At 36.8% G+C, this 26,119-nt stretch carries 27 protein-coding genes and 1 pseudogene; 6 read left to right on the top strand and 22 right to left on the bottom strand.

All coding sequences use genetic code 11. The features are described from left to right. Nucleotides 1–11: 11 nt before the first annotated feature. The 4 genes from M1E93_RS03805 to M1E93_RS03790 all read right to left on the bottom strand — a co-directional run bounded on the left by M1E93_RS03805 (nt 12) and on the right by M1E93_RS03790 (nt 2,905). On the bottom strand, nt 12–833 hold the full coding sequence (locus tag M1E93_RS03805; protein WP_426207125.1) for a DUF932 domain-containing protein: 822 nt from the start codon (nt 831–833) through the stop codon (nt 12–14). A 95-nt stretch (nt 834–928) separates the two neighbouring features. Beyond that, nucleotides 929–1,363 (bottom strand): antirestriction protein, encoded by a 435-nt coding sequence (locus M1E93_RS03800; protein WP_210799352.1) that lies wholly within the window; start codon nt 1,361–1,363, stop codon nt 929–931. A 376-nt stretch (nt 1,364–1,739) separates the two neighbouring features. After that, complete coding sequence (locus tag M1E93_RS03795; protein ID WP_196718027.1) at nt 1,740–2,006, bottom strand: GTPase; 267 nt, start codon at nt 2,004–2,006, stop codon at nt 1,740–1,742. A gap of 80 nt (nt 2,007–2,086) precedes the next feature. Then, nucleotides 2,087–2,905, bottom strand: a complete 819-nt coding sequence (locus M1E93_RS03790) for a hypothetical protein (RefSeq protein ID WP_426207124.1) — start codon at nt 2,903–2,905, stop codon at nt 2,087–2,089. A gap of 856 nt (nt 2,906–3,761) precedes the next feature. On the opposite strand from M1E93_RS03790, the gene M1E93_RS03785 reads away from it, so the two are divergent. Beyond that, complete coding sequence (locus M1E93_RS03785) at nt 3,762–4,379, top strand: inovirus Gp2 family protein (protein ID WP_426207123.1); 618 nt, start codon at nt 3,762–3,764, stop codon at nt 4,377–4,379. A gap of 99 nt (nt 4,380–4,478) precedes the next feature. Beyond that, nucleotides 4,479–4,715 (top strand): helix-turn-helix transcriptional regulator, encoded by a 237-nt coding sequence (locus M1E93_RS03780; protein ID WP_426207122.1) that lies wholly within the window; start codon nt 4,479–4,481, stop codon nt 4,713–4,715. A 77-nt stretch (nt 4,716–4,792) separates the two neighbouring features. Here the strand turns inward: M1E93_RS03780 and M1E93_RS03775 are convergent, their stop codons facing one another. Then, nucleotides 4,793–5,056: a hypothetical protein gene (locus M1E93_RS03775; protein ID WP_426207121.1), complete on the bottom strand. Its 264-nt coding sequence runs from the start codon at nt 5,054–5,056 to the stop codon at nt 4,793–4,795. A 10-nt stretch (nt 5,057–5,066) separates the two neighbouring features. Between M1E93_RS03775 and tnpA the strand changes: the two genes are divergently transcribed. The 3 genes from tnpA (at nt 5,067) to tnpC (ending at nt 7,312) form a co-directional block, all read left to right on the top strand. Continuing rightward, on the top strand, nt 5,067–5,363 hold the full coding sequence (gene tnpA, locus M1E93_RS03770; RefSeq protein ID WP_008914069.1) for an IS66 family insertion sequence element accessory protein TnpA: 297 nt from the start codon (nt 5,067–5,069) through the stop codon (nt 5,361–5,363). Beyond that, a complete protein-coding gene (tnpB, locus tag M1E93_RS03765; RefSeq protein WP_426207120.1) occupies nt 5,360–5,704 on the top strand; it encodes an IS66 family insertion sequence element accessory protein TnpB in 345 nt (114 codons plus the stop codon). The genes tnpA and tnpB overlap by 4 nt, the downstream gene beginning before the upstream one ends. An 84-nt stretch (nt 5,705–5,788) precedes the next feature. After that, nucleotides 5,789–7,312: an IS66 family transposase gene (gene tnpC / locus M1E93_RS03760; RefSeq protein WP_094961086.1), complete on the top strand. Its 1,524-nt coding sequence runs from the start codon at nt 5,789–5,791 to the stop codon at nt 7,310–7,312. A gap of 70 nt (nt 7,313–7,382) precedes the next feature. Here tnpC and galE read toward each other — a convergent pair whose 3' ends face one another. Together galE and M1E93_RS03750 are read right to left on the bottom strand one after the other, a co-directional pair. Continuing rightward, nucleotides 7,383–8,408 (bottom strand): UDP-glucose 4-epimerase GalE, encoded by a 1,026-nt coding sequence (galE, locus tag M1E93_RS03755; RefSeq protein WP_426207119.1) that lies wholly within the window; start codon nt 8,406–8,408, stop codon nt 7,383–7,385. Between the two features lie 17 nt (nt 8,409–8,425). Continuing rightward, a pseudogene (locus M1E93_RS03750) lies at nt 8,426–9,703 on the bottom strand (polysaccharide biosynthesis tyrosine autokinase); the annotation flags it as partial. A 102-nt stretch (nt 9,704–9,805) separates the two neighbouring features. Here M1E93_RS03750 and M1E93_RS03745 point away from each other — a divergent pair. Continuing rightward, nucleotides 9,806–10,753 (top strand): IS30 family transposase, encoded by a 948-nt coding sequence (locus M1E93_RS03745; RefSeq protein WP_140035165.1) that lies wholly within the window; start codon nt 9,806–9,808, stop codon nt 10,751–10,753. Here M1E93_RS03745 and M1E93_RS03740 read toward each other — a convergent pair. From M1E93_RS03740 to M1E93_RS03670, 15 genes are all read right to left on the bottom strand, one after another. Then, a complete protein-coding gene (locus tag M1E93_RS03740; protein WP_426207118.1) occupies nt 10,707–11,585 on the bottom strand; it encodes a Wzz/FepE/Etk N-terminal domain-containing protein in 879 nt (292 codons plus the stop codon). The two genes, M1E93_RS03745 and M1E93_RS03740, sit on opposite strands and share 47 nt — an antisense overlap. A gap of 34 nt (nt 11,586–11,619) precedes the next feature. After that, the gene (locus M1E93_RS03735; protein ID WP_426207117.1) at nt 11,620–12,048 is read right to left on the bottom strand and encodes a protein tyrosine phosphatase; all 429 of its coding nucleotides are present in this window, start codon (nt 12,046–12,048) and stop codon (nt 11,620–11,622) included. Nucleotides 12,049–12,053: 5 nt separating this feature from the next. Beyond that, nucleotides 12,054–13,208, bottom strand: coding sequence for a polysaccharide export protein (locus M1E93_RS03730; RefSeq protein ID WP_426207116.1), 1,155 nt, complete (start codon nt 13,206–13,208; stop codon nt 12,054–12,056). Nucleotides 13,209–13,362: 154 nt separating this feature from the next. Next, a complete protein-coding gene (locus M1E93_RS03725) occupies nt 13,363–14,529 on the bottom strand; it encodes a nucleotide sugar dehydrogenase (RefSeq protein WP_426207115.1) in 1,167 nt (388 codons plus the stop codon). Between the two features lie 51 nt (nt 14,530–14,580). Beyond that, nucleotides 14,581–15,024, bottom strand: coding sequence for a PssE/Cps14G family polysaccharide biosynthesis glycosyltransferase (gene pssE / locus M1E93_RS03720; RefSeq protein WP_426207114.1), 444 nt, complete (start codon nt 15,022–15,024; stop codon nt 14,581–14,583). After that, nucleotides 15,021–15,518, bottom strand: coding sequence for a PssD/Cps14F family polysaccharide biosynthesis glycosyltransferase (gene pssD / locus M1E93_RS03715; RefSeq protein WP_426207113.1), 498 nt, complete (start codon nt 15,516–15,518; stop codon nt 15,021–15,023). Before pssD ends, pssE begins: the two co-directional genes overlap by 4 nt. Continuing rightward, entirely contained in the window at nt 15,502–16,560 is a 1,059-nt protein-coding gene (locus M1E93_RS03710; protein ID WP_426207112.1) for a glycosyltransferase family 4 protein, read from the bottom strand. Before M1E93_RS03710 ends, pssD begins: the two co-directional genes overlap by 17 nt. Continuing rightward, nucleotides 16,557–17,465, bottom strand: a complete 909-nt coding sequence (locus M1E93_RS03705; protein WP_426207111.1) for a glycosyltransferase family 2 protein — start codon at nt 17,463–17,465, stop codon at nt 16,557–16,559. Before M1E93_RS03705 ends, M1E93_RS03710 begins: the two co-directional genes overlap by 4 nt. Next, nucleotides 17,398–18,285, bottom strand: a complete 888-nt coding sequence (locus M1E93_RS03700; RefSeq protein ID WP_426207110.1) for an O-antigen ligase family protein — start codon at nt 18,283–18,285, stop codon at nt 17,398–17,400. Before M1E93_RS03700 ends, M1E93_RS03705 begins: the two co-directional genes overlap by 68 nt. Nucleotides 18,286–18,614: 329 nt before the next feature. Then, nucleotides 18,615–19,688: a glycosyltransferase family 4 protein gene (locus tag M1E93_RS03695; RefSeq protein WP_426207109.1), complete on the bottom strand. Its 1,074-nt coding sequence runs from the start codon at nt 19,686–19,688 to the stop codon at nt 18,615–18,617. Next, nucleotides 19,681–19,944 (bottom strand): acyltransferase, encoded by a 264-nt coding sequence (locus tag M1E93_RS03690; RefSeq protein WP_426207108.1) that lies wholly within the window; start codon nt 19,942–19,944, stop codon nt 19,681–19,683. Before M1E93_RS03690 ends, M1E93_RS03695 begins: the two co-directional genes overlap by 8 nt. A 1,917-nt stretch (nt 19,945–21,861) precedes the next feature. Beyond that, nucleotides 21,862–22,559 (bottom strand): IS1 family transposase gene (locus M1E93_RS03685; protein ID WP_426207107.1). Its coding sequence is split into 2 segments (ribosomal slippage): nt 21,862–22,310 and nt 22,310–22,559, totalling 699 coding nucleotides; the frame shifts between segments, so codons are not numbered across the junction. Nucleotides 22,560–23,110: 551 nt separating this feature from the next. Further along, nucleotides 23,111–23,695: an antirestriction protein ArdA gene (locus M1E93_RS03680; RefSeq protein ID WP_426207106.1), complete on the bottom strand. Its 585-nt coding sequence runs from the start codon at nt 23,693–23,695 to the stop codon at nt 23,111–23,113. A 326-nt stretch (nt 23,696–24,021) separates the two neighbouring features. Next, complete coding sequence (locus M1E93_RS03675) at nt 24,022–24,306, bottom strand: hypothetical protein (RefSeq protein ID WP_008913927.1); 285 nt, start codon at nt 24,304–24,306, stop codon at nt 24,022–24,024. Between the two features lie 255 nt (nt 24,307–24,561). Then, nucleotides 24,562–25,827, bottom strand: coding sequence for a tyrosine-type recombinase/integrase (locus tag M1E93_RS03670; protein ID WP_426207105.1), 1,266 nt, complete (start codon nt 25,825–25,827; stop codon nt 24,562–24,564). Between the last annotated feature and the right edge of the window lie 292 nt (nt 25,828–26,119).

Here is a 26,119-nt window from a genome sequence, read left to right as displayed (position 1 = left end):
TATCTCCATCATTACGAGGCTAGTTGAAGCATATTTTCAGCCATCACCCACAAGGCTCGGTTAAGCTTCACATCACCATCAATCCCATTCACTGAACGCGTGCGAGCGCGTTTACCTTTCGCATTTCTGCCTGATAATCCCCCTTTAATTAAATTTTCTTGCAAACGTTGGTACACCGTCCAAAGATCGTCCTTCTTATCTTCTACACGGCGTGGTTGTAATACTTGCGCTTCGGTGATCGGCTGATGCGCTTCACCATAACGATATGTGAGAGCAGATTGAGCAAAGATGTGTTGGGCTGGTGGCGGTAATAATAGGGACTGCATGGCATCACGTTGCTCATCCATGCGTTCAAATAGCCCTAACACTTCATAAGCCCCTTCAATCACTTTTTCCACCACATCACCTTTATGCGGTACACGCACCTCACCAAAGGTTTGTCCGCAAATTAAGCCATTCTGACAAACGAATCGGAACATCCCCGGTAACATCTGATAACTCGATGAGCCATCATGGCTATTGAGTAAGATGATTTCAGGCACTAGGCTGCCCGTAATTTGGTCATGGCGTCTCAGCCGTAACAGATGCTTAGTATGATCACGACGGCTGTCATCTCGCACACGCGTTTGGCAAGCAAAGAACGGATAGAAGCCTTCTTTTTGAAGACTATCCAATAAGGTAATCGTAGGGATGTAAGTATAACGTTCACTTCTGGATGCGTGTTTTTCTTCTGAAAATACGCTAGGTACTGTGCGGAATAATTCTTCAATGGTTAGCGGGCGGTCACGACGAATAGAGCAAGCATTGCCAAAACGGGAAGCTAAACGAGACATAGGGGTTCTCCTCAATAATTAAACTGATAAATCATTCGATAAATGGATTAAATGAAGATTGCTGGTGGGGGAAAGATAAAACCGTGACTGATAAATCAGTCTATAAGGCGAAAGATTTGAGCTTGCTCCGGATGCTGTATAGCGTAATCACGCAACAGGTAAAAATATTCCACCAGCACAGGGCTTTCGGTTTTAAATGACCAGATGCTATACACCAGTAAACAGACAGCAATACCGGCTGCTTCAGGGCTTAACTCAGCTTCATTTCCGTTATGCGGGTTAAACATTTGCAGGGAGGTTTCGAGCATATCAGGCCAGATAAATGCGCCGCCATTAGACAGCATACTGAACTCCCAGAAAGCACCTTGATAGACCTCACACATCTTATCCATCAGATTAAAGATATCGCCTTCAATACGTTGCCAGTCTGGCACAGTACCAAAGTAAAAACGCCAGAAGGTACTACGACCACGGGAATTGACGAGGTTGGTTTTGATAACCGTTGATTCTTGCTCTTGTAAGGTAAACATAATAGAACTCCAATTCAGTCGATATTGATAGACAGTAATAAACAAAAAAGCCCTACACCTTGCGGTGCAGAGCTTTCTCGAAATGATAGGTATATTGAGTATCATTTTTAGTGACGCATTCTGATGATTGATTCACTAAAATAATATAGATATAAAAATAAATGTAAGTTAATTAATGGGTTAGTCTGATGATGCTTTTATAATGGTATCACCATTACGTATAGTAAACTCACTGATGCTATAAAACCGATGACTTTGACTAGCAAATGAAGTTATGTTTGCAGGTACAAAGATATCCATCTCTTTTTTTTCTACCCCCACTTTACCAAAAGAATAAGATACAGAAGGTGAAACAATGCAGATCTCAACTTCCTTCTTATAGTTCGCTGTTTGAGCGTAAAACACAGGTTGATCGTTGCTCTGAACGGGTACAACCACTGACAGCACTAATAGGGCATAAGGTAGACTGAAACAGCGCATTGCATAAGCTCGATTTACCTACGCCCGTTTTGCCCATGAGGCCAATGGTAGGGGAGTAGTGAACGAGTTGATTAACTTCATGTAAGAGCTGGGTCTGCAGGTGTGACAGTGAGTTAGATAGAGTGGCTTTGATTAATGATGAAACAATATGTTCAGCAGACATAAAAATCTCCTTGTGATTTTACAAGGAGATAATATGGCGCTGAAAAAATATCTAACTGAAAGGGGGTGATTAAGTGATAACTAAGAAAGTACCATCAGTTGCTTAGCTTGCTCTGAACGGTTTTTTATACTGACATTTTTATCATCAATGTAGGCTTTAACTTTCTGTTGATATTTTTCTTTGATTTCACATAACACGTCATCACGGTAAATGGGGGAATTGAGTGCCCTCAAAAAATACCCCCCTTTTCGCGTTATTTGAACACAGAATAATTTTTTTAAATGATAAGCTCGATTTTCTTGAAATAACTGGGCAAATGTATAGTGTTTAATGTCTAGAATATTTATTTCTAAGATGTCATTAGCTAAATACACAGGGACGATTTCTGCCTCATAGTTCAAGGCAACTCTAATTTTTGGCTGATATTTTTTTTCATCATGACCACTTTTTTTTATGTCTAAGATATTCACATTAACTTCTTTTATGAGTATAAGCGTTATATCAGCAAGTGGCTTGATGAGATTATCAGGATAATTTTTGAGATTGATAATTTCATTCTTAATTAATTCAGATACAGCCGTTCTGTTAATTTTCTTAGATTTAATGAATTGAGTATTAAACTCCTCTACTGTGTAATCTTTATTTACACCGCCGGGCCAGAATTTAGTTGGTCTCGACATAAATCCTTCTTTCGACTTTACCCATGTGATTTCGTAATAGGCTTCTTTCAAATCGATATCATCATTTTTATAGTGCATGATAGAACGATTAATTTCTTTCTCAATAAGCTGTTCTGCAAATTTTCCTGGTTTTGTATTAGCTCGCTCCGCACCTTTGAGTATGTGATCATAGATGCGCTTGTTTTTAAAATTAATATGAACTCGGTATTTACTTGGCATCGTCCCTTCCTCACCAACCTAATGAGCCAGTATGACATACTGAAACGAACTCCAATAGATGCATTATGCCGTAAAAAAATAATACGCGTTACTCGGCAAAAACGTTCAGCCCCCAAAGCCACGGATAAGCGATAGGCTTAATTTTTACGTAGATTATCGCGCATCTCAAAGTGCGCACCTTTATTAAATATCATTATTATCATGTGCTTATAATTTACCATCTTTGTTTTTGATGATATTGGCTGGAAGGCTTCAGGGCTTACGGTATTCATGATGACCCGCGAAAAAATGAGGGTGGCAGTTAAAATTTGCATGTTTTTTTAAGGGGGAAAAGTATAAAAATGAGGTCATTGAGAAGTGAAAATAGGGGACTAATATCAGAGTAGTGAGTTGTGGTTTTCATTGAAAAAATGCGCTCAAACTCAACTTAATTTCAGGTTAATGTCCATACGCTTGAGTACTTACTGAGGGTTTTTAACGAAAATAGCCTAATCGGTGTGTTGGTATAGTTATATAAATATACATGCTACATATAAACAATACATTTAAATATCAACACGACTATTCCAATACAAAAACCAACCTACACATCTAAAACGATATCTATAGTCCTAGAGTGGCATCATCTTCCATAAACCTATTAATGCGTAAATGACCTATATGGTTAAGCACATGTCTTATAAATCTACACTGACTTACCAACCTCATATTCCCTTAAAAGTTCAGTCAGTATGACGATCTTGCAGCCTTAAGCAGCAGACTTAGATCGGTGAACTTATTCTCCTAATAACCACGCTGTAATTTAATACTGCCCTCCTATTGATATGACATCCAACCAACATAAGAGGAATTCGTCATGTCAAAAAAGCTAAACCAACACTATGTAAACCAAATTAACCGTACCATCAATAAAGCACTAGCGGTACATAAACGCTTAACTGCCATACACCTTGATTTACGCTTTCCAATTACACCAGAAGATGTTGCAGATGACTCCACAGCTATTACCCGATTCTTTGAATCACTTAAGGCTAAAATCAAAAATGACCTTAAAAAGAAAAAAGAGGCTTGGAAACGTAATCTTTCCTGTAAATTACATTATTGTTGGGTGAAAGAGATTGGTGAAAAGAATAAACAAAAGCACTACCACGTGATGTTGCTGCTTAACAAAGATATCTATCACTCCTTAGGGGATTTCAAAAAAGAGAGTGGAACCCTTTATGTTATGTTACAACAGGCTTGGTGCAGTGCCATCAAAATTGAGTATTTACCGTCTCGTCCATTAGTCAACATTGCGGGTAAAAATGTCACGCATTTATATCGTGTCGAGCAAGAAGAAACCAAAGATGGCATGTATACCTACATAGTGACGAATCAATCTCAAAATATCATTGTAAATCGAATTCGGTATCTCGCTAAGTTGCATACCAAGTTCAATGTGGATGGTGAACGGTCATTTGGATGCAGTCGGTAATTAAAAACTGGAGAAGGGATGTCATGACTTGAAGTGATATCCCTTTCATCAAACCGGTATCGCTTCTGACTTTAATTTTAAAGACAGGAGTTTTTCCTCATGACAAATCCAATTGAAACATCAACAGCAACAATGCCATCATTGTTAAATGACCAGTTTATCGATATGAAATTCATCACTCAATTAACAGGCTTAACCGATAAGTGGTTTTATAAACTCATTCAAGACGGTGAATTTCCAAAGCCAATCAAACTAGGACGTAGTTCTCGTTGGCTGAAAAGTGAAGTTGAACAGTGGCTACAAGAGCGAATTCAAGAATCACGTGCTACATGTTAATCCTATTCAGTGAACCCCCAACAACTTCATACTGCACACAGCAAGAGAGTGATTGAGTTTACTTATCACATGATGACTTATCGACCATAATGGGCATAATGAACACCAATAAATGAGCGGTAGCTATAATATCTTGCCTTGCCTTGCCTTGCCTTGCCTTGCCTTGCCTTGCCTTGCCTTGCCTTGCCTTGCCTTGCAGTTATAATGTAAGCGGTTAATGAACCACACATACTAAACAAACTCGTCATTTGCCATAGTAGCTTTTTCATTGGAGGGACGTAAGCGGTTAATGAACCACACATACTAAACAAACTCGTCATTTGCCATAGTAGCTTTTTCATTGGAGGGACTATGGAACAACAAAGTAAACGAGAATACTGGGCTGCAATTCTAGAGCAGCAACGACAAAGTAATTTAGGCATTAAGCAGTTTTGCTCGGAGCAAAACATAAGCTATCAGACTTTTCACTATTGGTCGAAAAAGCTCACGCAATCCGAGCCTGAAACCAGGGTTCAACCTATCGTGGTGACAGAGCCTACCGTGAGCACAAGTTGTGTTGTGTTAATTCTCAATAATGGCATTCGAGCAGAACTGCCGGCAACGCTTAGCTCGCAACAAATTAAGACTTGGTTTGAAGCGCTACAATGATACCAACAGGTAAGGTTTTCCTCATCTCTGGAGTCACGGACATGCGTAAGTCCATTGATGGACTATCGTTGATTGTCGCGGAGACTCTTGAGATGGATCCGTTTAGTGAGTCTTGGTTCATTTTCTGCAATCGTACCCGAGATAAATTGAAAATCTTGTTTTGGGATACTAATGGCTTCTGGCTGTACTATCGTCGCTTAGAAAAAGGGACCTTCAAGTGGCCAAGACCCAGTGAGGACGGAGCCATTCATATTACTAAGCAACAACTGGGTCGGCTTCTTTCGGGGTTAACGCTCGAACATGCCAAAGCTCATCGTCCACTTCATAATCTAGAAGTGTGACCGCTGATACTGATCGTCACGTTGGGCTTGAACGATCCTTTTTTGCTGTCACACTTAAGTCATTGAGATGACCAGAGCCCAGACATGACCGACCTCCCTGATGATATCGACCAGCTAAAAGCTATGCTGCTTGAACTTCACCAACAGAACGAAGCAAAAGATAAACTCCTTGCGGCAAAGCAAGAGGAGGTTGCCGAGCTCAAAACCAAAATTGAGTTGTTGATTGAACAGCTCAATTTAAGTAAGTCAAAGCGCTTCTCATCACAAAGTGAAAAAATACCCAAAGGTACGTTTAACGAAGCGGAGCAACAAAAGAGTACGGCTAAATCCGACGACGACAAGAAAAAAACAGGCCGTAAGCCTTTTCCAAAAGAGCTCGAGCGTGAAGTTCATAAACATGAACTCAATGCCCCTTATTGCGACTGCTGCGACGAGCCTTTACATCAATGTGGTGTTGAAACTTCTGAAGAGCTGAAAATCATCCCACAGAAGGTTAGTGTTATACGTCACGAGCGAACCAAGTACGCTTGCCGGCAGTGTGAAAAAACACAGACTGAAACAAAGATTATCACAGCACCAAAACCCGCAAGTATGATCCCTAAAAGCCTAGGGAGTGCAGATGCATTCGCCGCTGTAGTCACAGCAAAATACGTTGATGCTCTGCCACTCTATCGCCAAGTGGATATTCTCAATCGCTCTGGTATAGATATTAGCCGCGCTACACTGGCCAACTGGTGCGTTCAGTTAGGAAGCAAAGTGCAAGTCATTATTGATGCAATGAAAAGTGAGTTATTGAAAGAAAAGCTCATCTGCGCGGACGAAACCACTGTTCAAGTATTACGTGAAGAAGATAAGAAAGCACAATCTAAGTCATATATGTGGGTCTATCGTAGCGGTGAGTTCGTCAATAACCCAGTGGTTATCTACGACTATCAAGCCAGCCGCAGAGCAGAGTGCGTACAAGACTTTTTAGGTGGTTACTCTGGTTACTTGCTATCGGATGGCTACAGTGCATACGACAAACTTGAGGACGTGACTCAAGCTGCTTGCATGGCGCATGTACGCAGAAAGTTCACTGATGCTCAAAAAGCTTCACCATCAAAAAAAGCGGGCAAGCCAGAAAAAGCACTGAACTTTATTAGCAAACTATACGGTATTGAAAAGAAAGCCAAAGGGCTTGACGCAAAATCTCGACACCAACTACGACAAGAAGAAGCCAAACCTATTTTAGATGAGTTCAAGCAATGGCTTGACAGTCAAAACGTTCTCCCTAAAGGATTACTTGGCAAAGCCATCACTTATACGCAAAACCAGTGGCCTAAGCTGCTTACCTACCTTGAAGACGGCGATATAAGTATCGACAACAATGTGACCGAACGAGATATAAGGCCGTTCACGACAGGTCGCAAAAATTGGATGTTCTCAACTTCGGTAGGCGGAGCAAAGGCGAGTGCAAACTTGTATAGCCTCGTGATGACTTGCCGCGCTAATGACATGAACCCTTATTATTACTTCCAACACCTGTTTACCGAGTTACCAAAACGAAGTCCGAAAGATGATGTGTCGGATCTCATGCCATGGAACGTAGAAATCAGTGAGGTTGAGTAAAGCTTTACTGGTTCATTAAGCGCTTACCTCAAAATGAAGTCCGCTTTAGGTTTATTATTTAGATTAGCAGTTATTTTTTATAACCATTAGGGTTTTGAGACTGCCAGCGCCAGCTATCATTAACCATGTCTTGTACTGAGTATTGAGCTTGCCATCCTAAATCTTCAAATGCTTTTTCCGGGCTAGACCAACATTCAGCAATATCACCAGGCCTGCGCTCAACAATTTTGTATTGTATTTGTTGACCTGCAGCTTGTTCAAAAGCCGCTATCATTTCTAAAACGCTTGTACCTTTGCCGGTTCCAAGATTATAAATATGTAGTCCTGATTTTTGTCTCACATTTTTGAGGGCTGCAAGATGCCCACTTGCTAAATCCATCACATGGATATAATCACGAACACCTGTTCCATCTGGAGTAGGATAATCTGCACCAAAAACCATGACCTCCTTGTGGCGACCAACAGCAACTTGCGCAATATAGGGTGTTAAATTATTTGGTATACCTTGTGGGTCTTCACCCATTAACCCAGATGGATGGGCACCAACAGGATTAAAATAGCGCAATAAGGTAATCGACCAATCATTATGAGCAATATTGAGATCAGTTAAAATCCGTTCAACCATATATTTACTGGTACCATACGGATTAGTTGTTCCACCGACATTGGATTTTTCAGTTAAAGGAACTTCTTCCGGATCACCATAAACCGTGGCAGAGGAGCTAAAAATTAAGCTTTTAACATTTGCCTGCTGCATGCTTTCAATTAAAACGAGTGTACCATTCACATTATTATCATAGTACTCAATCGGCTTTTGTACTGACTCACCAACTGCTTTTAATCCAGCAAAATGGATGACTGAATCTATCTTATGTTGGGCAAATATCTTGTCGAGCATTGCTTTATCGCGGACGTCACCTTCATAAAAAATAGGTTGAGTATCGGTGATGGTTTGAATGCGATTAAGCACTTCAGGATTAGCATTGCATAGATTATCTAAAATAATAGGTTGTATACCTTGCTGGATCATCTGTACACAGGTATGGCTACCAATGTAGCCAAGCCCACCAGTGACCAGTACTGTTATATCACTCATCTGTATTCCTTGTGCGACTAATATTCATAAACATAGTTATAGTCGTCAGATCTTGCATCTATACCGTTTAAGATGACGCCTGTAATTTCAATATCATTTTGCTTGAAGCGTCTTAATGACAACTCTATGTCTTTAACGGTATTGACACCATAGAAGGCAATCAATAATGACGTACCGACATATTTACCAATAATTGCCGAATCAGTAATAGCTAGTATTGGTGCTGTATCAATCACTACGAGGTCATATTGTCCCTTGACAGTCTCAAGTAAATTTTTAAATCGTTCACCCATTAATAATTCAGATGAGTGGGTGACATTATTACCGCGGCAAAAAATATCTAAGTTTTCAATCACGTTTTGATGAATAATGGGTTGAGTGGTATCTGATTGAGATAAATAATCAGAGAGTCCATTTTTATTACTCAAGCCAAAGAGCTTGTGGATACAGCCTTTACGTAAGTCAGTATCAATAAGAAGTACTTTTTTGCCTGCATTGGCAAGTACAACAGCCATATTCGAAGTCACAAAACTTTTACCCACACCTGGTGATGCACTGGTCACCATGACGAGGTTATTCCCTTGGTTCATTACCGAGAAATAAACACTTGTCCGTAATGAACGAATAGCCTCTACTGCGGTATCTGCTGGGTTTTCAAGGGATAATGGTCGTATATTGCCCTCTGCAATCAGCTTTTTCTCATGAGCTGAAAACGGGATCGTGGCGTAAACATTGACACCCAATGCATCAATATCTTCTGTACCCTTAATTTTATTATTGAGGAATTCACGTGCAATGACATAGGCACAACCCACAATAAAGCCCAGTATTGCAGCTAACACTAAGATTAATGCTTTCTTAGGTGCTACGGCATTCGGTTGAGACTCGGCTGAGTCAATAATACGCACATCAGCGGTGATCCCTGAGTTCAATACACTCAATTCTTGCTGTTTAGCTACTAATTGATTGTAAATTGCTTGTTCAGACTCAACATCACGCGTTAAACGAACAATTTGTTGTTGGGTATTCGGTAGTTTTTGAATATTTTTACTAATTTTCTCTTTTTCACGTAACAATTGTTGGCGCTTATCTAATAATGATTGATATGCAGGATGGTTACGGGTATAGAGTTGTTGAATTTCAACCTCTTTAAACGTCAGTTCATTCAACTTTTCTTCAACTTGTAAAGCACTATCAAGTGCGGCTTTAGCTTCCAATGACAGGTCAATAGACTCATTTTTCTTACGGAAGGCATTTAACTGATTTTCATAGTTATCCAACTTAATTTTTATTCGCGAATTCAGATAATAAGTGCAACGCTCGGTCATGTTAGATGGAAGGACGGTTAGCTACTGATAAGCTATCCTGCTCTTCCGACCAAAGATGAGCGAGTAAGTATGAAGTATCAGCAACTAACCGAAGGACAACGATACCAGATATCGATACTGCGTGAGGATAATTTATCCTGCCATGAGATAGGTATCCGTATCGGTGTAAGCAAGTCCACGGTCTCCCGTGAACTGAGGCGTAACACTTCAGATACTGGTTATAACCCACAACAGGCACACCAGAAGTGCTGTGATAGGCGGCTGTCATCTGCCAAAAGGACAATTCCTCAGCAGACCATAGATTTCGTGATATTTGCTCTGGAGTGGAAGTGGAGTCCTGAGCAAATAAGTGCAATTGGCAGCATTATTGGTCTTAGCGTCAGCCATGAATGGATTTACCAGTATATCTATGCGGATAAGCGTAGCGGTGGCGAGTTGTACAGGCATCTTAGGCAGGGCAAACGGCGATATCGTAAGGGCTACGGGCAGAAACGAGGGCGCATCCCTGATGCGGTATCCATTGAGCTACGGCCGTCAGTCGTCGATGACCGTAGCCGTCTGGGGGACTGGGAGGCCGATTTGGTGCAGGGTAAACAGGGCACTGGTGCTATCGTGACACTGGCAGAACGCAAAAGCCGTATTTACCTGACAAAAAAGGTGTTTTCAAAGGATGCGGTGGAAGTCAGTAAGGCCATTATCTCACTGCTGAGTGAGTATCAGGATGTATGTCACACAATAACGTTCGATAACGGTCTAGAGTTTAGTGAGCACAAGGCGATAGCAGAAGCACTGAACGCAGATACGTACTTTGCCCATCCGTATGCCTCGCATGAGCGTGGGCTGAACGAGAATACGAATGGGTTGTTAAGACAGTTTATCCCGAAAGGAACAGACCTGCGGACAGTGACAGAAGAAGACTTACAACGCTATCAGGGAGCGTTGAACAGCAGGCCACGCAAGTGTCTGGGGTTCAGACAACCTTCGGTGGTGTTTGCGGAGCTAAGAAAGGCGGCTTAGCGTTGCACTTCGGACTTGAATCCGCCATTTTTGGTAAATATTCATCCAAAAAGAGTAAGGTATTATTGGTCACTTCTTTTTTACGTTCAGTATTTTGGTCTACATAGTTTTGGATAATACTATTAAGAATTTTGACATTTTCTGTTCTATCAGGGCCTTTGATTGCCATGTTGATAATGCCCGTACCTTTACCCACTTCCGCAATAGTTAAAGTATTACGTAAATTTTCAATGGAGGAATAGCGTGAGTCTTTTATAAGATTAAATTCTTGACCAATTTCTGCATTGATTGAAGAGACCAATAAGCTGATTTCATCTTGCTTTAATAATTCACCTACTTTTCCTTCAACAGTTTGCCCTGCAATACTGAGTGAATATTTGTCCTCACCTAAATAAGTAAAGGTAGCTGGCTCGCCAATTAATTGCTCTGGTACAAAATAGAGAGAAATAGTAACAGAAGATTTATCATTCCAGAGTTTATCGAAAAAGCCTGCTGGTGCAATTTGGGTATCTAAATTAAGGTCTGTTACTGTTTTGCCTAGCACCATACGAGATTTAATCACTTCAATCTCTGAATCTACTTGGCTATTACTATTTGATAGCGGCATTATATCACTCATCTGATCTAACAGAGAGACTTGACTTGCTTTATCATATTGTAGCGTGGCATTAGCTTGATAAATGGACGTCGCTAAATAACTATAAACTGCGGCTAAGATAATAAAAATAAGTGTAAAAAAACCAATCTTAATATAGTTGGTTTTTAATACCTTGAATAATGCCAGCAGGTCGATTTCATCTGTGGCTGCGGGGTTATTTTTTGTTGTATTCATAATAAGTTAAATATCAATTCATCCAAAATTAAAATTAAATTTTCCCTTGCCACTGTATAACGGCTTTTTCCATTAACTGATAAACATGCTCAAACATTTCATCACTACGTTTATGGGGATCTGGGATTTCTATTTTATTGAGCCATTGACCAAATAGCATCACTTTTCCGCGAGTTTCGGGAAATTGTTGATGAACTTTATCAATATGATCGTTTTCCATCACCAAAATTAAATCTGCTTCTTGGCACAATTCTTTGGTTAAACGACGAGATTGATGATTATCTAATGACAGATTATGGTTTTGGGCAATTCGCATAGCACTTTCATTGGCTGGCATATTCTCTTTGGCGATAATACCTGCAGAATGAACCTTTTTATTGGGGAAATGTGTTTGTAATAAACGCTCCCCTGTAGGGGAGCGACAGATATTACCCATGCAGATAACAAGAATATTGTTAAACATAATAATTACCAGTCATGAACACGTTTGACCCCTTCAGTTAATTGATTATATGAAGCAATTGTTGGCAGAAGCTGAGTGATTAAACGGTTCCAGCGAACTATTGGTGCGGCAGTCACATAAACAAGGTCATAAGGTTTTAGTTTAAACTCTGTTCCCATCACCATGGATGTTGCATCCGATAAATCGAGCTGATAAACCGCTGCAATTTTTTTCGGTAGTAGAGCATCAAGTTCTTTATCACCCGATGATTTGTTTTTTAGTGGGCGGATAACAAATATACCCGTTGCATTAGCTGTGGCTTGATTTGTACCACCAGCTTTACTTAAGGCTTCAGTAATACTCATACCTGCACGGTCAATGGTAAGTGTATCTGGCTGACCAACTTCACCCATAACAAACACTTTTTGGCTATCATTACGCGGTACATACAGTACATCACCGGGTAACATGAGATAATTTTGTGTTAAATCACCATATTGAACAAGTGATTGTAAGGAAACTTTAATTTCTTTACCATTTCTCGTTAATACCACGTTATCCCAATCTGCTTTTTCGGTCAGTCCACCCGCATTATTAAACGCTTCTAGAATTGTCAGTGGGACGTTAGTAATTGGTAATGTGCCTGGTTTAGCAACTTCACCTGAAACATACATCTTTTGTGAGCGGAAAGCGGCGATACTGACATCAATTTGAGGTGATTCTATATAAGTCGCTAACTTATTACTTATAAGGCTACGAATTTCAGTGACAGTCTTACCAATAACTTTAACTTTTCCAATATAAGGGTAGTAAATTGTACCATCGGAATGTACCCAGTTACCGGAATCTGCTGCGCTACGATAGGACCCCGCAGGAATTGTTAACTCAGGATGATCCCATACTGTTATATTTAGTACATCACCAACGCCAACACGATATTCATAGGTTGAAAGCTGTTTTTCAAGCGTTGGGTTTGGCTTGGCGATATCGTGTGGTGTGTATAACTCATCCAGTAATTTAGGTGAAATGGGGTAGATATCAACAAACTTATCAATATCACGATCGCCCGTATCAACAACATTTTTACCGCTGGTGGACATATAAACACCGGGAGTAACGGTACAACCTGTCAGTAATATGCTCGTTGCTAACAGTGTAAGAGGGAGACGCTTCCTAAGCACAGTATCATCCTATAAAGAAATGTTTGGACAAAGAGTGGGCACCAATAATCATTAATATTGTATTAACGCCTACACCTAGTTAGTATAATTTTTGCGTAGTTTATATTGAATGATGTTTCTTGGCAAAAAACATTAATTATTTTATGTCCATTAATTAATCACTACCAAATAAATCGCGGGTATACACTTTATCAGCGACATCTTCCAACTCATCAACAAGACGGTTAGCCAATATTAAGTCACAATCAGCTTTAAAGACCTCTAAATCGCGATACACTTTTGAACGGAAAAACTCGTCTTCTTTTAGCACTGGCTCATAGACGATGACTTCAATCCCTTTGGCTTTGATGCGTTTCATCACACCTTGCACCGCAGAAGCACGGAAGTTATCTGAACCAGCTTTCATGACTAGGCGATAAACACCCACTTTGCGCGGTGACTTGGCAATAATCGCATCAGAGATAAAATCTTTACGCGTCCGGTTTGATTCCACAATGGCATTAATCAGGTTGTTTGGCACATCATCATAGTTCGCCAACAGCTGTTTGGTATCTTTTGGCAAACAATAACCGCCATAACCAAAAGATGGGTTGTTATAATGGCTGCCAATACGTGGGTCTAATGACACACCTTCAATAATTTGGCGCGCATTCAGACCCCGACTTTCTGCGTAAGTATCGAGTTCATTAAAATACGCAACGCGCATCGCTAAGTAAGTGTTAGCAAACAATTTAATGGCTTCGGCTTCTGTACCATCCGTAAATAAAACAGGGACATCTTTTTTAATTGCGCCTTCGAGCAACAAATCCGCAAAAATTTGGGCGCGTTCAGAGCGTTCACCGACCACAATGCGTGAAGGATACAGATTGTCATACAGCGCACGACCTTCACGTAAAAACTCGGGTGAGAAAATCACATTGGTGTAGCCGAACTCTTCACGTAGGCGCTCAGTAAAGCCAACCGGAATAGTCGATTTGACAATAATCGTGGCATTTGGATTGATTTTTTGCACATCATGGATGACCGATTCAACGGATTTAGTATTAAAGTAATTGGTTTTCGGGTCGTAGTCAGTTGGTGTGGCGACAATCACATAATCAGCGCCCGTATAGGCTTCTTGGATATCTTGCGTAGCACGGAAATTAAGCTTTTTCTCCCGTAAAAACTGCTCAATTTCAGTATCAATAATTGGAGATTGGTGATTATTTAACATCGCCACTTTTTCGGGGATGATATCGACTGCCACGACTTCGTGATTTTGTGACAATAACATAGCATTGGACAGACCGACATAGCCTGTACCTGTAATTGCAATTTTCATCGTTCAATCCATTATTAATAGTTGTTATATATCATTCAGAATATTTAAAAATTAGCTTTTAATAAATTGAATAATATCGTTATACATTTTAAACTCATCTTTAGTATATTTATTTAGTATAATTCCATTTTTTATTTTATCTAAACATATAGGTATTTCCTCAAATCTCCATGCAATAAGAGCATAATTGTTTTTTTCAACATATAAAGCAATATCTTGTTGATGATTATCTACTCGCTCTAAGTTTGGAACTATAACTATTTTTTTTTTCATTTCTAGTAGGTTATAGATAGAACCAGCTCCTGCATGCGTTATGATAATATCATAGTCTTTATAAATCTTATTAATATTACTCTCAAAAGAAAAATGTTCATGATTTTTAGGGATATAATTACCCATTGACTGAATTACTATATTAGTATTATTCAACTGGGTATCAATATATCTAACAAGACTATCAAATGGTGTCGTACCCAAGGTTAATAAAATTTTCATAGTCGACCCGAGTAAATTGAGTTTTTATAAATCTTTAATAACTCTTTATTTTGTACATAAAACTTATTAGATATTAGGTACATAATTCTTCCTGTAAAAGATTTTGTATGAAATCTAGACCAAGTTTCTATATGTAAAACTTCACCACCAAATACTCTAGTTAAAAAACCAAAAAAAATAACGTGTCCAGGGCCTACAGATATCATTTTTATTTTTTCTGAATTTTTATATATTTTAATAAAGTTTTTAAATGAAAAGATAAGATTTTTGAAAAAATCTAATGGACTGAACTTGATTTTTGAACGTGGTTCAATGATATATAATACTTCATCAGCCCAATCAAATTTACTTAAATCATCTGTATAGGCAATCCAATAATCATTCTCTTGTTTTTTTCCTATGAGAGAAACCATTAAGCGATCCATCTGAGTTTTATGTCCACCAGTACCAAAGGCGAAAACTACGCTTAATTTTCTTTTATCTAAATGATTCATACAATCTCTCTGATACTTTATTAGAGCAATAATTATTTTTAACAGTTTCTAAGGCAGAATACCTGATCTGATTCAATTGTTTGTTGCTGAATGTCATTAACATATTTATTACATCAACATATTCATTAATATCACTACAAAGAAAACCATTTTTAGAATTATTAATGTACTCTTCAAAAGCAGGTATTTTTGATAGAACTACAATAGTTCCGGAAGCCATGGCTTCTAAGGGAACCAAGCCTAAACTTTCAGCTTCTGAGGGATAGATTAATATATCTATATTTTTATACCATAGTGCTAGTTCACTAGTCGATTTGGGAGCTAAAAAAGTAAAGTTATTACATAAATTTAAATTTGAAACTTTCTCCATCAATTCATCCTTCATTGGACCATACCCAACGATTTCACAAGTAATATTTTCATTATTAGTCTGTTTAATTACATCAATAATGATGGAAACATTTTTACTTTCAACTAATCGCCCTGCAAAACCTAACTTTAGAGGCTTTCCCAGTCGAGGTGAAAATGAAAATTTTGATAAGTCAACTCCACCTGAAGGGTATATTATTATTTTATTCTGACTTACATTATATTTTTTTATTAATAGCTCTTTGTAATATAAAGAAGGTGAAATAACAGAGTTTGATTTAACTAGGATCATTTTTGATAGAGTTGATTTTAATTTAAAAAAAAATTTCTTTCTTCCTTTATGGTATTTAATGTCACCGCCATGCACATGTGTAACTATTTTAAGTTTTGGTTTAAATAAAATAGCGATTAGAATCGGTAGAGCACAATGTGATATGTAGTGCGCATAAATAAAATCATTTTTTTTAAATAAGCACACATATATTATTTTTACGTAAAAAATAATATAATTAAAAATTTTCTTCTTAAATGAACTTGATGGCTCATTTAAGACTACTCTCGATACTTGTATATTTTTGTGAGATAGAGAATCTTCAGCGCGATGTACAAATATGCCATAATATGGATATTTATTGGAGGGATACATATTACTTATAAGTAGTACTTTTTTCATTTTTCTATTCTCATGAACTTTTTTAATATAGAATAGGGTATTGCTAATTTTATCATCACTTTATAATTACAAGAGAATATATACCTTAAGCAGTTATATTTAATTATAAGGCTCATCGCTTTTTTCTTTTTACCTAAACAAATACAGTAATTGACTAGTCTATTAAAAACAAAAATAGATTTGGCTTTTGGTGAAAGTAAATTTTTCTTTATCCAAACCAACCCAGGTTCATAGCTTAAGGAGTTAGATATTCTAGAGCCGGAGTCGTTGTCAGTCATAAAAACAAGCACTTCATCGATAAACTTGAAATTTGCATTATGATAAAGTTGGGAGCGAATAATAAAATCATAATCTTGATAACGAACAAGTTTTTCATCAAAAAGGATAGATTTACAAAAGCTTAGATGCATGAATATTGATGATGTTTGAATTGTTCCTGAATTAATAATCAAATAATCACCAACATTTTGTTGTGGATGCACTCCTTTTTTAGGTGAAATTATATTTCTATCTTTTACTTTAGAGTAAAGTATAGTTTTTTTATCAATATTTTGCATCATACATAATGATAGTTTATCTGATCTCCAAATATCATCTGAATCTAAAAATGCAATATATTTACCTTTGGCATGCATTATTCCAGTATTTCTTGCAGCTGAGCCATGTTTATTAGTTTCATGTCGTATGTAAATTATATTTAGTTGGTTTGAATATTGGTTTAATATAACCTCCAAAGTGGCACTATCATTTGAACAATCATCAACAATGACAACTTCAAAGTCTTTATAAGTTTGCTTTGTCAGGGAGATTAACGTATTTTCTATTATATGAGAACGATTATATACGGGAATTATTACTGATATCATCAAAATTGTTATCTCTTTTTTTAAAGATTGTAAAGCCATAACAAATTGCAAATATAGCTGGCCAAGAAGTATCAGAAAATCCCATCGTACTAATAAAGGAGACTAATGCTATTATTGGCCAAATATAAGTATCTTTTTTTCTTGCAACAATTGTTGGGTAAAGAATAATTAGGAAATAAAGAAATGAAAAAATACCTTGCTCAACAAATATGTGTGCATACGCACTATCAGACATATAAACTTGAAAATATGTATGAGTAATTTGATTATTTAATGTGGATGAGAAATCTCCCCAAGTTCCAAGACCGAGCCCAAAAGGATTTTGGCTAACTATGGATATAGCTAGTAGATAACAATAAAATCGCCAGTCAACATGACCAAGTTGTGCAGAATTTAGATTTTCCCTAAGTGAGATTATATACTCTAATTGATCTAACTTATTAATAAACCTAGGTTCATATAATAAATATATAATAAATACTATAGATAGAATTATAATTGGAAATATACGAGCTGTTATTAATTTTTTTCTGTATTTTAAAGAATAATAAATACCTAAAGAAATTAGAGCTATTTTGGATGTTGAGATAATAATAGTTAAAGAAAATATCAACTTAATTTTAGAGCTATGCTTTTTCTTAAATAAAGAAATATTTTGATCAAATAAGATAAAAAGACAAAGAGCACTCATAGATAAAGCCGGAAGATTACCATACAACCCCATTACTCTCCCTGCTTTTTGGGTATCATCGTACATTTCTGTTGGCATCAAAAATAAGCTAACAAAATGGTCCCCAAATACTAATTGTAATATCATTATAAGTAAATTAATCGTAAAATAAAAAATACCTACCTTCATAAAACTACGAATAAATAGATTAAGTTCAGATTTATTTAGTGATGAAAAAAAAGGGAAAAAGGACAAAAATATCAGCAATTTTGATAATTCATAACTAAATGAGTTAAATGAGGACCATAAGAATAATAATGTTATTATTATATACAATATTATTAGTGGAAAAAAACCCCTAGCAACTATTGTTACCTTTCTTTTATAAAATGCCACTAATAGTAAAAATATAAAAAACGTAATTACTATAGCTAGCCTATCAGTAAAAGGAATATCAAATGCAAACCTGAAATAGTCAGAAGTAAATATTAAAAATGACAAAAAATAAGATATTATTTTCATAATTCAAGAGTCTTTATCATGTTTTTCTCCCATGATGGAAGGGAGAATTTTTTTATATAGGTATGGTAAGCATTATCGGCTAAACTGTCTCTCAATATTTTATTATCAATTAATTTAAGGAGTGTTGTCACATGTTCATCAATATTAGATTTTTGAACAATTAAACCTGATATATTATTATTAATTGATTCAGAGTTTCCCCCGGTATCACAAGCTACAATTGGAAGTTTGAAAGACATTGCTTCTAATATACTTAAAGAATGATTTTCAATATGAGATGGATGGTAATATATATCAGATGTTGAATAATATTCTGATAAATCCTTCTTATACCCAGCAAGATGAATTTTTTTTTGTTCACTTTCGCTTAAATCTAGTTGAATAGGCCCATCTCCAAGCCAAATAAATTTAACATTATTTCTTAGCGCTATAATTTTTTTTGATACTTCTAGCCAATCATATATACCTTTGTATTTTACACGCTGGCCAACAGACAGAATAATGATTTCATTATTTTTTTTAAAATTAGTCTTGTGACAAGACGAGTGCATAGTATGGTTGTACACTACATTAATATTACTGGAAATTATACTAGTATTTTTCATTAGTAATTTTTTTGCATAATTTGAAACGGTGATTATTTTTTTATTTTTAATATTATTTACAAAAAACATATTTTTTATAGATATTTTTTTTGTAAATAAAGAATGTAATATATGTATATTTTTGCTATTTTTCATAGAAAATCCCCAGTATTTAGATATATCACCGGTATTGATTATGACTATACTAAAATTCTTTCTTTTAATTTTTCTAGTAAGGTATTTGTCATAAAAAACACCTATAATATTATTTCTAAAATATTTTCCTCTATGGTTAGTTATTATTATTTTATCTTCTGGTACTAGATCAGAAAAATATGACTTATCTTGATGTATACTTTCTATGAATAACTCAACATCAAATGAATTTTTTTGAAGGAATGTGATTAATTGACGAGTATGTAACTTAACTCCTCCTGCTATCATTGCATTTTGAATATCAGTTACTATAAGTGCTTTTCTATTCATATTTATTCTTTATTAGTTTTGCTGGGTTACCAGCATAAATACAATTAGCGGCTAAGATTCCTTTTGGTACTATGCTACCCGCAGCAACTATAGCGCCAGTTTCTATTTTTACACCTGGTAGAATGATCACTCTAGCTCCTATCCATACATTATCTTCGATTATGACTGGCAGATAATTATACCCAGACTCATTCATATAATCAGATGTGGAATAATTATGATTAGCTGTAAATATCATAACTTCAGGGCCGATCATTACATTGTTACCTATATCTATTATAGCATCACTATATATGTAATTATTAATTCCAAATCCAGAATTATTTCCTATTTTTAGATTTTCGGAGTTCTAAACTTTACTCCTTGCTGTATATTGCAGTTATTACCTATAGACATAAAACTATTTTTTAATAGCCAATAACGTATTCTTACTATTTTGTCTTTAGGTGTGTTTTTACTCCGCAGCCTAGAAAAAAGTGTATTATATATGAGTATTTTTATTCTTTGCATTACTGCATTTCCTTATATGATTTTTTTTTAAAAAAAACAAACAAAGAGCTTGGATATATAATGAAATTACCACGCCATACAATGATATAAATTGAATAAGTATGAGTAAAAATATCAGATAAATAAGATTAGAAAAAAAAGTATACTTAATAACATTTTTATACCCATTGAGATATAAATATAAGGGATTATAAAAAATAAAACTATAACATGATACAATAACAGAAATCATAATAAGTAGAAAATTTGCATTACTCGTTATTAGGGTAGGCAGTGTTATAAATAGTTCTATTTTTTTTACAAAAAAAGCTAATAAAAATGCAACTAATACAATAATTATATTTATTTTTATAACTATTTTTGATATAAATTTTAATGTGTTCAATATGTTAATCTTGGCTAGTATTATTATTTTACTATAATAATGTTGATAAAATGAGGTTATGACTAGAACTATGACACTTGATATTCGTCGGCAAATAGTGAATAAGCCTGTTAATTCCATACCCAAGAAGTAACCAATAACAAATCGGTCTAGATAATTGACAGGAATATCTAAAATAGAGGTAATATTTAATTTATATGACTTTAATATTAAAAATATTGCATAAATTCTACTTGCTTTTACATGAAGAACACTATTACCCATTCTCAACGAGAAAAAGTTTACAACATACCTGAAAAACTCAGATAATAGATAAATAATACTAATATCTAAAAGGGTTGGAGAACATATCATTATTCCTATTATTTTAATGACTCCAGATGACAAATTTGCCAACAAAGTTACGTTATAATAAGAATGGTATCTTATTATGGCATTAAAAGTATTAAATGACATAAATAAAATATTGAACAAGTTTATTGTTAATATAAAATAATCAACATTAGCTATATCTAAAAATGTTATAATTAAATAAGAAAATATTAATGATACTAAAATACCTAATGACGATATTAATATTTCAACAATAAAGGATGTTTTTATTTTTCGAACATCATATCGTTTATTTAAGCTTATAATTAGTGGTTCCCAAAGCTTAAAATTAAAAATGGAACATGCTATTAATAATGCACCTTGGTAAATGCTAAATAATCCAAAACCTGAAACACCTAATTTATTAGTGATTTGTATTATAATTATAAAGCCTACAAAAGCATTTATAAGATTGGCTATTATTAGTGTTTTAATGCCAGTTTTTTTTAAAAGAATCATAGGTTAAATTTCTGTTATTATACTATCTCTAAAAAACATAATTACCTCAATGGGTTGTCAAGCCACACTATATGATTGAATTCTGGTGATATACTTATTGGTTGTAAATGAATTAATATTTCTAATCAAAGTTATCGGAATGAATTGCTGCATTAGGGCTAAAAATAACATTACAACATAAATACTTAAAATTTCGTCTATATTATTTTTAGTTATATTTCAAACTATTCATCATCCACGCTTAGGATTCAAATAGATTGGGGAAAAACAAGATAAGCAAAAACATAAGTTAGTTTTCTATATTGGATTGGCTAGGATCTAAATATCGAGCTACCGACCTATTAACCAATCACTATTACCGATGATTCTTTGTATATTTGGATTATTTCTTATTTACTAGTAAGGTTTTGGGGAAACAGGTCACGTATCCAAAGGGTTGATGGCATTTCAAACGTAATACTCTCGCTCAATGAAAGTCCCAATGATCTTGTCATGCATGCCGGATGATTTTGAATACCCTAACGTCTTGCGATTAAGTCGTTTCAATCGGTTACGCAACGTCAGATTTTCACGCTCAATTCGCTGTGTATATAGCTTTCCTAAAATAGGTTTTTCGCTAGGGAGTGTCTCTTTGTACGCCCTGTAACCATCCGTACACCAAAAAGCGATACGGAACCCAGACAGCAGTTTTAACAATTTCCCCAGTGTTTTCTTGCTTCGGGAACCAAATACATGAGCGATAATCCGCTTTAAGCGAGGCTCCCATGCATACCACAACCAACGCTGACGTTTTTTGTTACCGATAAATGACCACATCTCATCGACCTCACAAATGAGCTGAATTTGTAGGTTATCTAGGGGCAGTGTTGTTACATTCCGTGACGAGAGTTTTTTAAAGTGCGGACGACGGCATTGATACTGATATGTAATGCCCTAGCGGTGTCACGAATACCCGCATTATTCATGGCAAGCTCAACCACTTGCTCTTTGATGCCGGGCTGACAAGCGTTGTAGGTATAATCGAGTTGAAAAGTGCGGCAACAGGCCTGACAGCGATAACGGGGATGACCTCCATTGCCGGTGCCATGTTTTTTAACAGGGTCGGTTAACCCACAGAATCGGTATTTTACTGAAATGGTAGCCATACTAAACCTCAACAGAAAAGCTCAGTTTACCCCATTATCAACTCATTGAATACTCGACCGGGAAACACCGATATAACATCTCAATTTGATTGAATCTAAGAAGGTAATATTCATACACGTATAGCTACCGCACTGGGTTATCGGGTCCCAGAGCACCATTGAATTTTGCTTGAGTGCTTATCAATTGAAAATATTACCGTTTTTCAAAATTGCTCAATTGATAAGCATTGCTTATTGTTTTGAGGATCTGTTAGAGGAGAACCAATAAGCTGATCATATTACTCAAATACGGTTCATAATATCATTAAATATAGGGAATGTCTATGGGAGGAATACCCTTAGAGAATAGTCCTAATGCAAAATACAATTGTATTGGAATAGTTTAAATAATATCACAAATAGCCATCTTTACGGATATCCGTAAAGATGGCTTAAAATAGAGTTTAGTTTGATTAACGTTCTAGCTTATGGATATCATTGGGGTACCACGACATTCTTTATTTCCCGCCCAATGGGATCAAAGCGGATTGACTCTCATGTTGTTGTCCTATCTACCCACCCGTATGATAAACATATCCTCCACTGTGAAAAATTCCGCCTTGTTCAAGGCAAACATCACGTCCATAGCGTTCATAATCAAAGTAGTGGGATAAATGACCCAGTTGGGCTAAATCATAACAACCACTTTCTTCTATCCAGTAATAACCTAAATCATATTCATTATAGACCCCCGCTAATTGCTGGAAAGAATCTAAATTATCCGCTAAATGAATTAAATCATGGATTGAACTCGTTGAAGAACCGATTTCAATTGCCGCCTGGTAAAGGTTAATTTCATCTGGCGATAACATGGCTAATCGCGAGGCTAACTCGTTCAACTCATCTAAAAGGCTATATTCTGAAATGTAAGAAGAAAGGCCATCAATGGAGGATTCATAGTCGGTCAAAAAATACTCTTCATAGTGAATGCCATCAATGCCAATCCGCACTAAACAGTGTTCGATATCTTTTGAGGTTGCTGGAAGCTCAAGCCACTCACCAACCAGTTCACCTTCGTTATATTTTCCTAAGTTCGTAATAAAAACAGAAATCATCCCCGATTTTAGGCATGGGGAAGCCGTCGCAGTTATACGCATATTCGTGTCCTATTATTGATGTATTGTGATTTAATTAATGGCGATATTTTGATAAAGGGAGCTATTTCCCTTTAGAAGATGATATTGATATAAAAAGCCAATCAGCTGAAAAACAGGCAACTCGCTTTAAAAATGATTAATGACGGTTTAGAGCAGGATAATGAGTTGCCTTACAATCCCGATAACATGTTATGTTTTTTACCATGATTTATTTTTGTGTGGGTTAAAACGAAAAAAAGCCCCTGTCCAATAAACTAGGGGCAGTTCAGACTCATAGATTCCTAAGAGATGAAACCCCATCAGGGGTTTCCGTTAACTTATGGTTATCAATCAAACGTGTATTCACACTCGATACATTCATAACGATCAAATACCACACCATCTAAAGCTGAACCACTCACAGCCCCAGCAGTAGCTCCAGCGACTAAACGTCCAAATAGAGCGCCTACCGCAGCACCAGCAATCGTCCCGACAACAGGAACAGCAGAGCCGATAGACGCTCCAGCTAGTGCGCCTGATACGCCACCAGCAACAGCTCCTGTCTTTTTCCCGATATGACGTTCACGAATGCGAGTTGAATCGCAGGCCGGGCAACGAATGTAATTTTCCATGATAATTTCCTTTTAGGTTGATTTAAAAGCAAAAAAGCCCCTGTCCGTGAGGACAGAGGCTTTCAGTGATAAAGCTTTTTTATTGAATGAGATGTATTACGATAAATCGTGGTTAGTTATCATGCGTTTTGACGATGAAAATTCCCATGAAGAATATTTCCCCCATTTCTCAATGAATCGATATAGTCGGCATACTACAGTAGTATTCGACTCCTCGTATTGAAAATGGATCTCCTATATGACATGGCTAAAGTTTTAGTGATTCATTGGATTATTCAACTTTGCAAAGTCGAATGGCGAAATCGTTTGTTCCCGATTAGCATCCAAATAATCCGCCCACCATTGCACCATTAATCGGCGTTGATCTATATGTTCTGCCTTATGAATATAAGCAGCCCTCACTGAGTTACGTTCTTGGTGGCTCATTTGCCTTTCTACTGCATCCTTCGACCATAAACCTGATTCAACTAATGAACTACACGCCATCGTTCTAAAACCGTGCCCACAAATTTCAGTCTTCGTATCATAGCCCATCACACGTAAGGCTTTATTGACTGTATTTTCACTCATGGGTTTAAAGGGATTATGAGCGCCCGTTAGGATCAATTCATGTTCACCCGTCCATGCCCAAATTTCTTTCAGTATAGTGATGGCTTGGTGGCTAAGGGGAACTAAATGCGGAGTGCGCATTTTAGCGCCTCTGTGTGAGAATTTAACGCCGGGTATAGGCTTTCGCTGAGCAGGAATCGTCCATAAGGCTTTATCGAAGTCAATTTCAGACCAACGCGCATAGCGAAGTTCGCTTGACCTAATAAACACTAATAAATTTAACATCACGGCTAGGCGAGTGACGGGCTGCCCTTTATAAGCATCGATACGGGCAATGAGTTCAGGTAGACGGTCAAGATTAAGAGCTGGACGGTGTTGGCGTTGTACCGTCGTTACAGCCCCTGCGGTATCAATAGCAGGGTTATAGCCAATAATACCGGATTGCACCGCATAACGCATGACAGCAGAGATACGTTGCTGTAAACGCGCAGCGATCTCATAAATCTCTTTACTTTCTGCTGCACGGATAGGAATAAGCAGGTCAGGGGTTTTGAGGGTAGTGATATCCCGTAATCCAATATAAGGAAAGACATGCGACTCCAAACTCTTTAAAACCTTTTCACTGTGTGATTCAGACCATTTTTTATTGCTGGCATGCCATTGTCTTGCGATGGTTTCAAAAGAGAGATTAGCATCAGAAGCTGCTTTAGCCACACGTTTTTGTTCGCACGGGTCAATACCGTCAGCAATCAATTTTCTTGCTTCATCACGTTTTAAACGCGCCTCTGATAAAGAGACATCAGGGTATAAACCCAATGCTAAGGTTTTCTCTTTACCTAAGTAGCGATAGCGTAATCGCCAGTACTTAGAACCATTAGTGTGAACCAATAAGTGCAGACCTGCACCATCGGTTAATTTATAGGATTTCACATCGGGTTTAGCCGCCCGAATTTTAGCGTCAGTCAGTGCCATAGTGAGCTTCCTGAAAGATAAAGTGGGTACAAAATTCTATCGAACTAGTGTATACCCGCAATTGTACCCACGCAATGGGGTTGATGTGGGTAGAATCGAGTAGAATTCAGTGGAGTTGAAACTTTGGGAGAGTGTTGATTTTAGCGGGCTTTACAAACCAAAACAGACGTCGGTTGACGTCTGTTGATAACAAGGTGGTGCCCGGACTCGGAATCGAACCAAGGACACGGGGATTTTCAATCCCCTAGTTAAAAAGCTTGATGTAATTCACTAATGTAATTATTTTTTTTGA

Source organism: Providencia sp. PROV272 (assembly GCF_049901975.1).
GTDB classification, from domain to species: Bacteria; Pseudomonadota; Gammaproteobacteria; order Enterobacterales; family Enterobacteriaceae; genus Providencia; species Providencia stuartii.
Note: the sequence above shows the minus strand (reverse complement) of the source record. Positions and strands in the feature narration are given on the sequence as shown.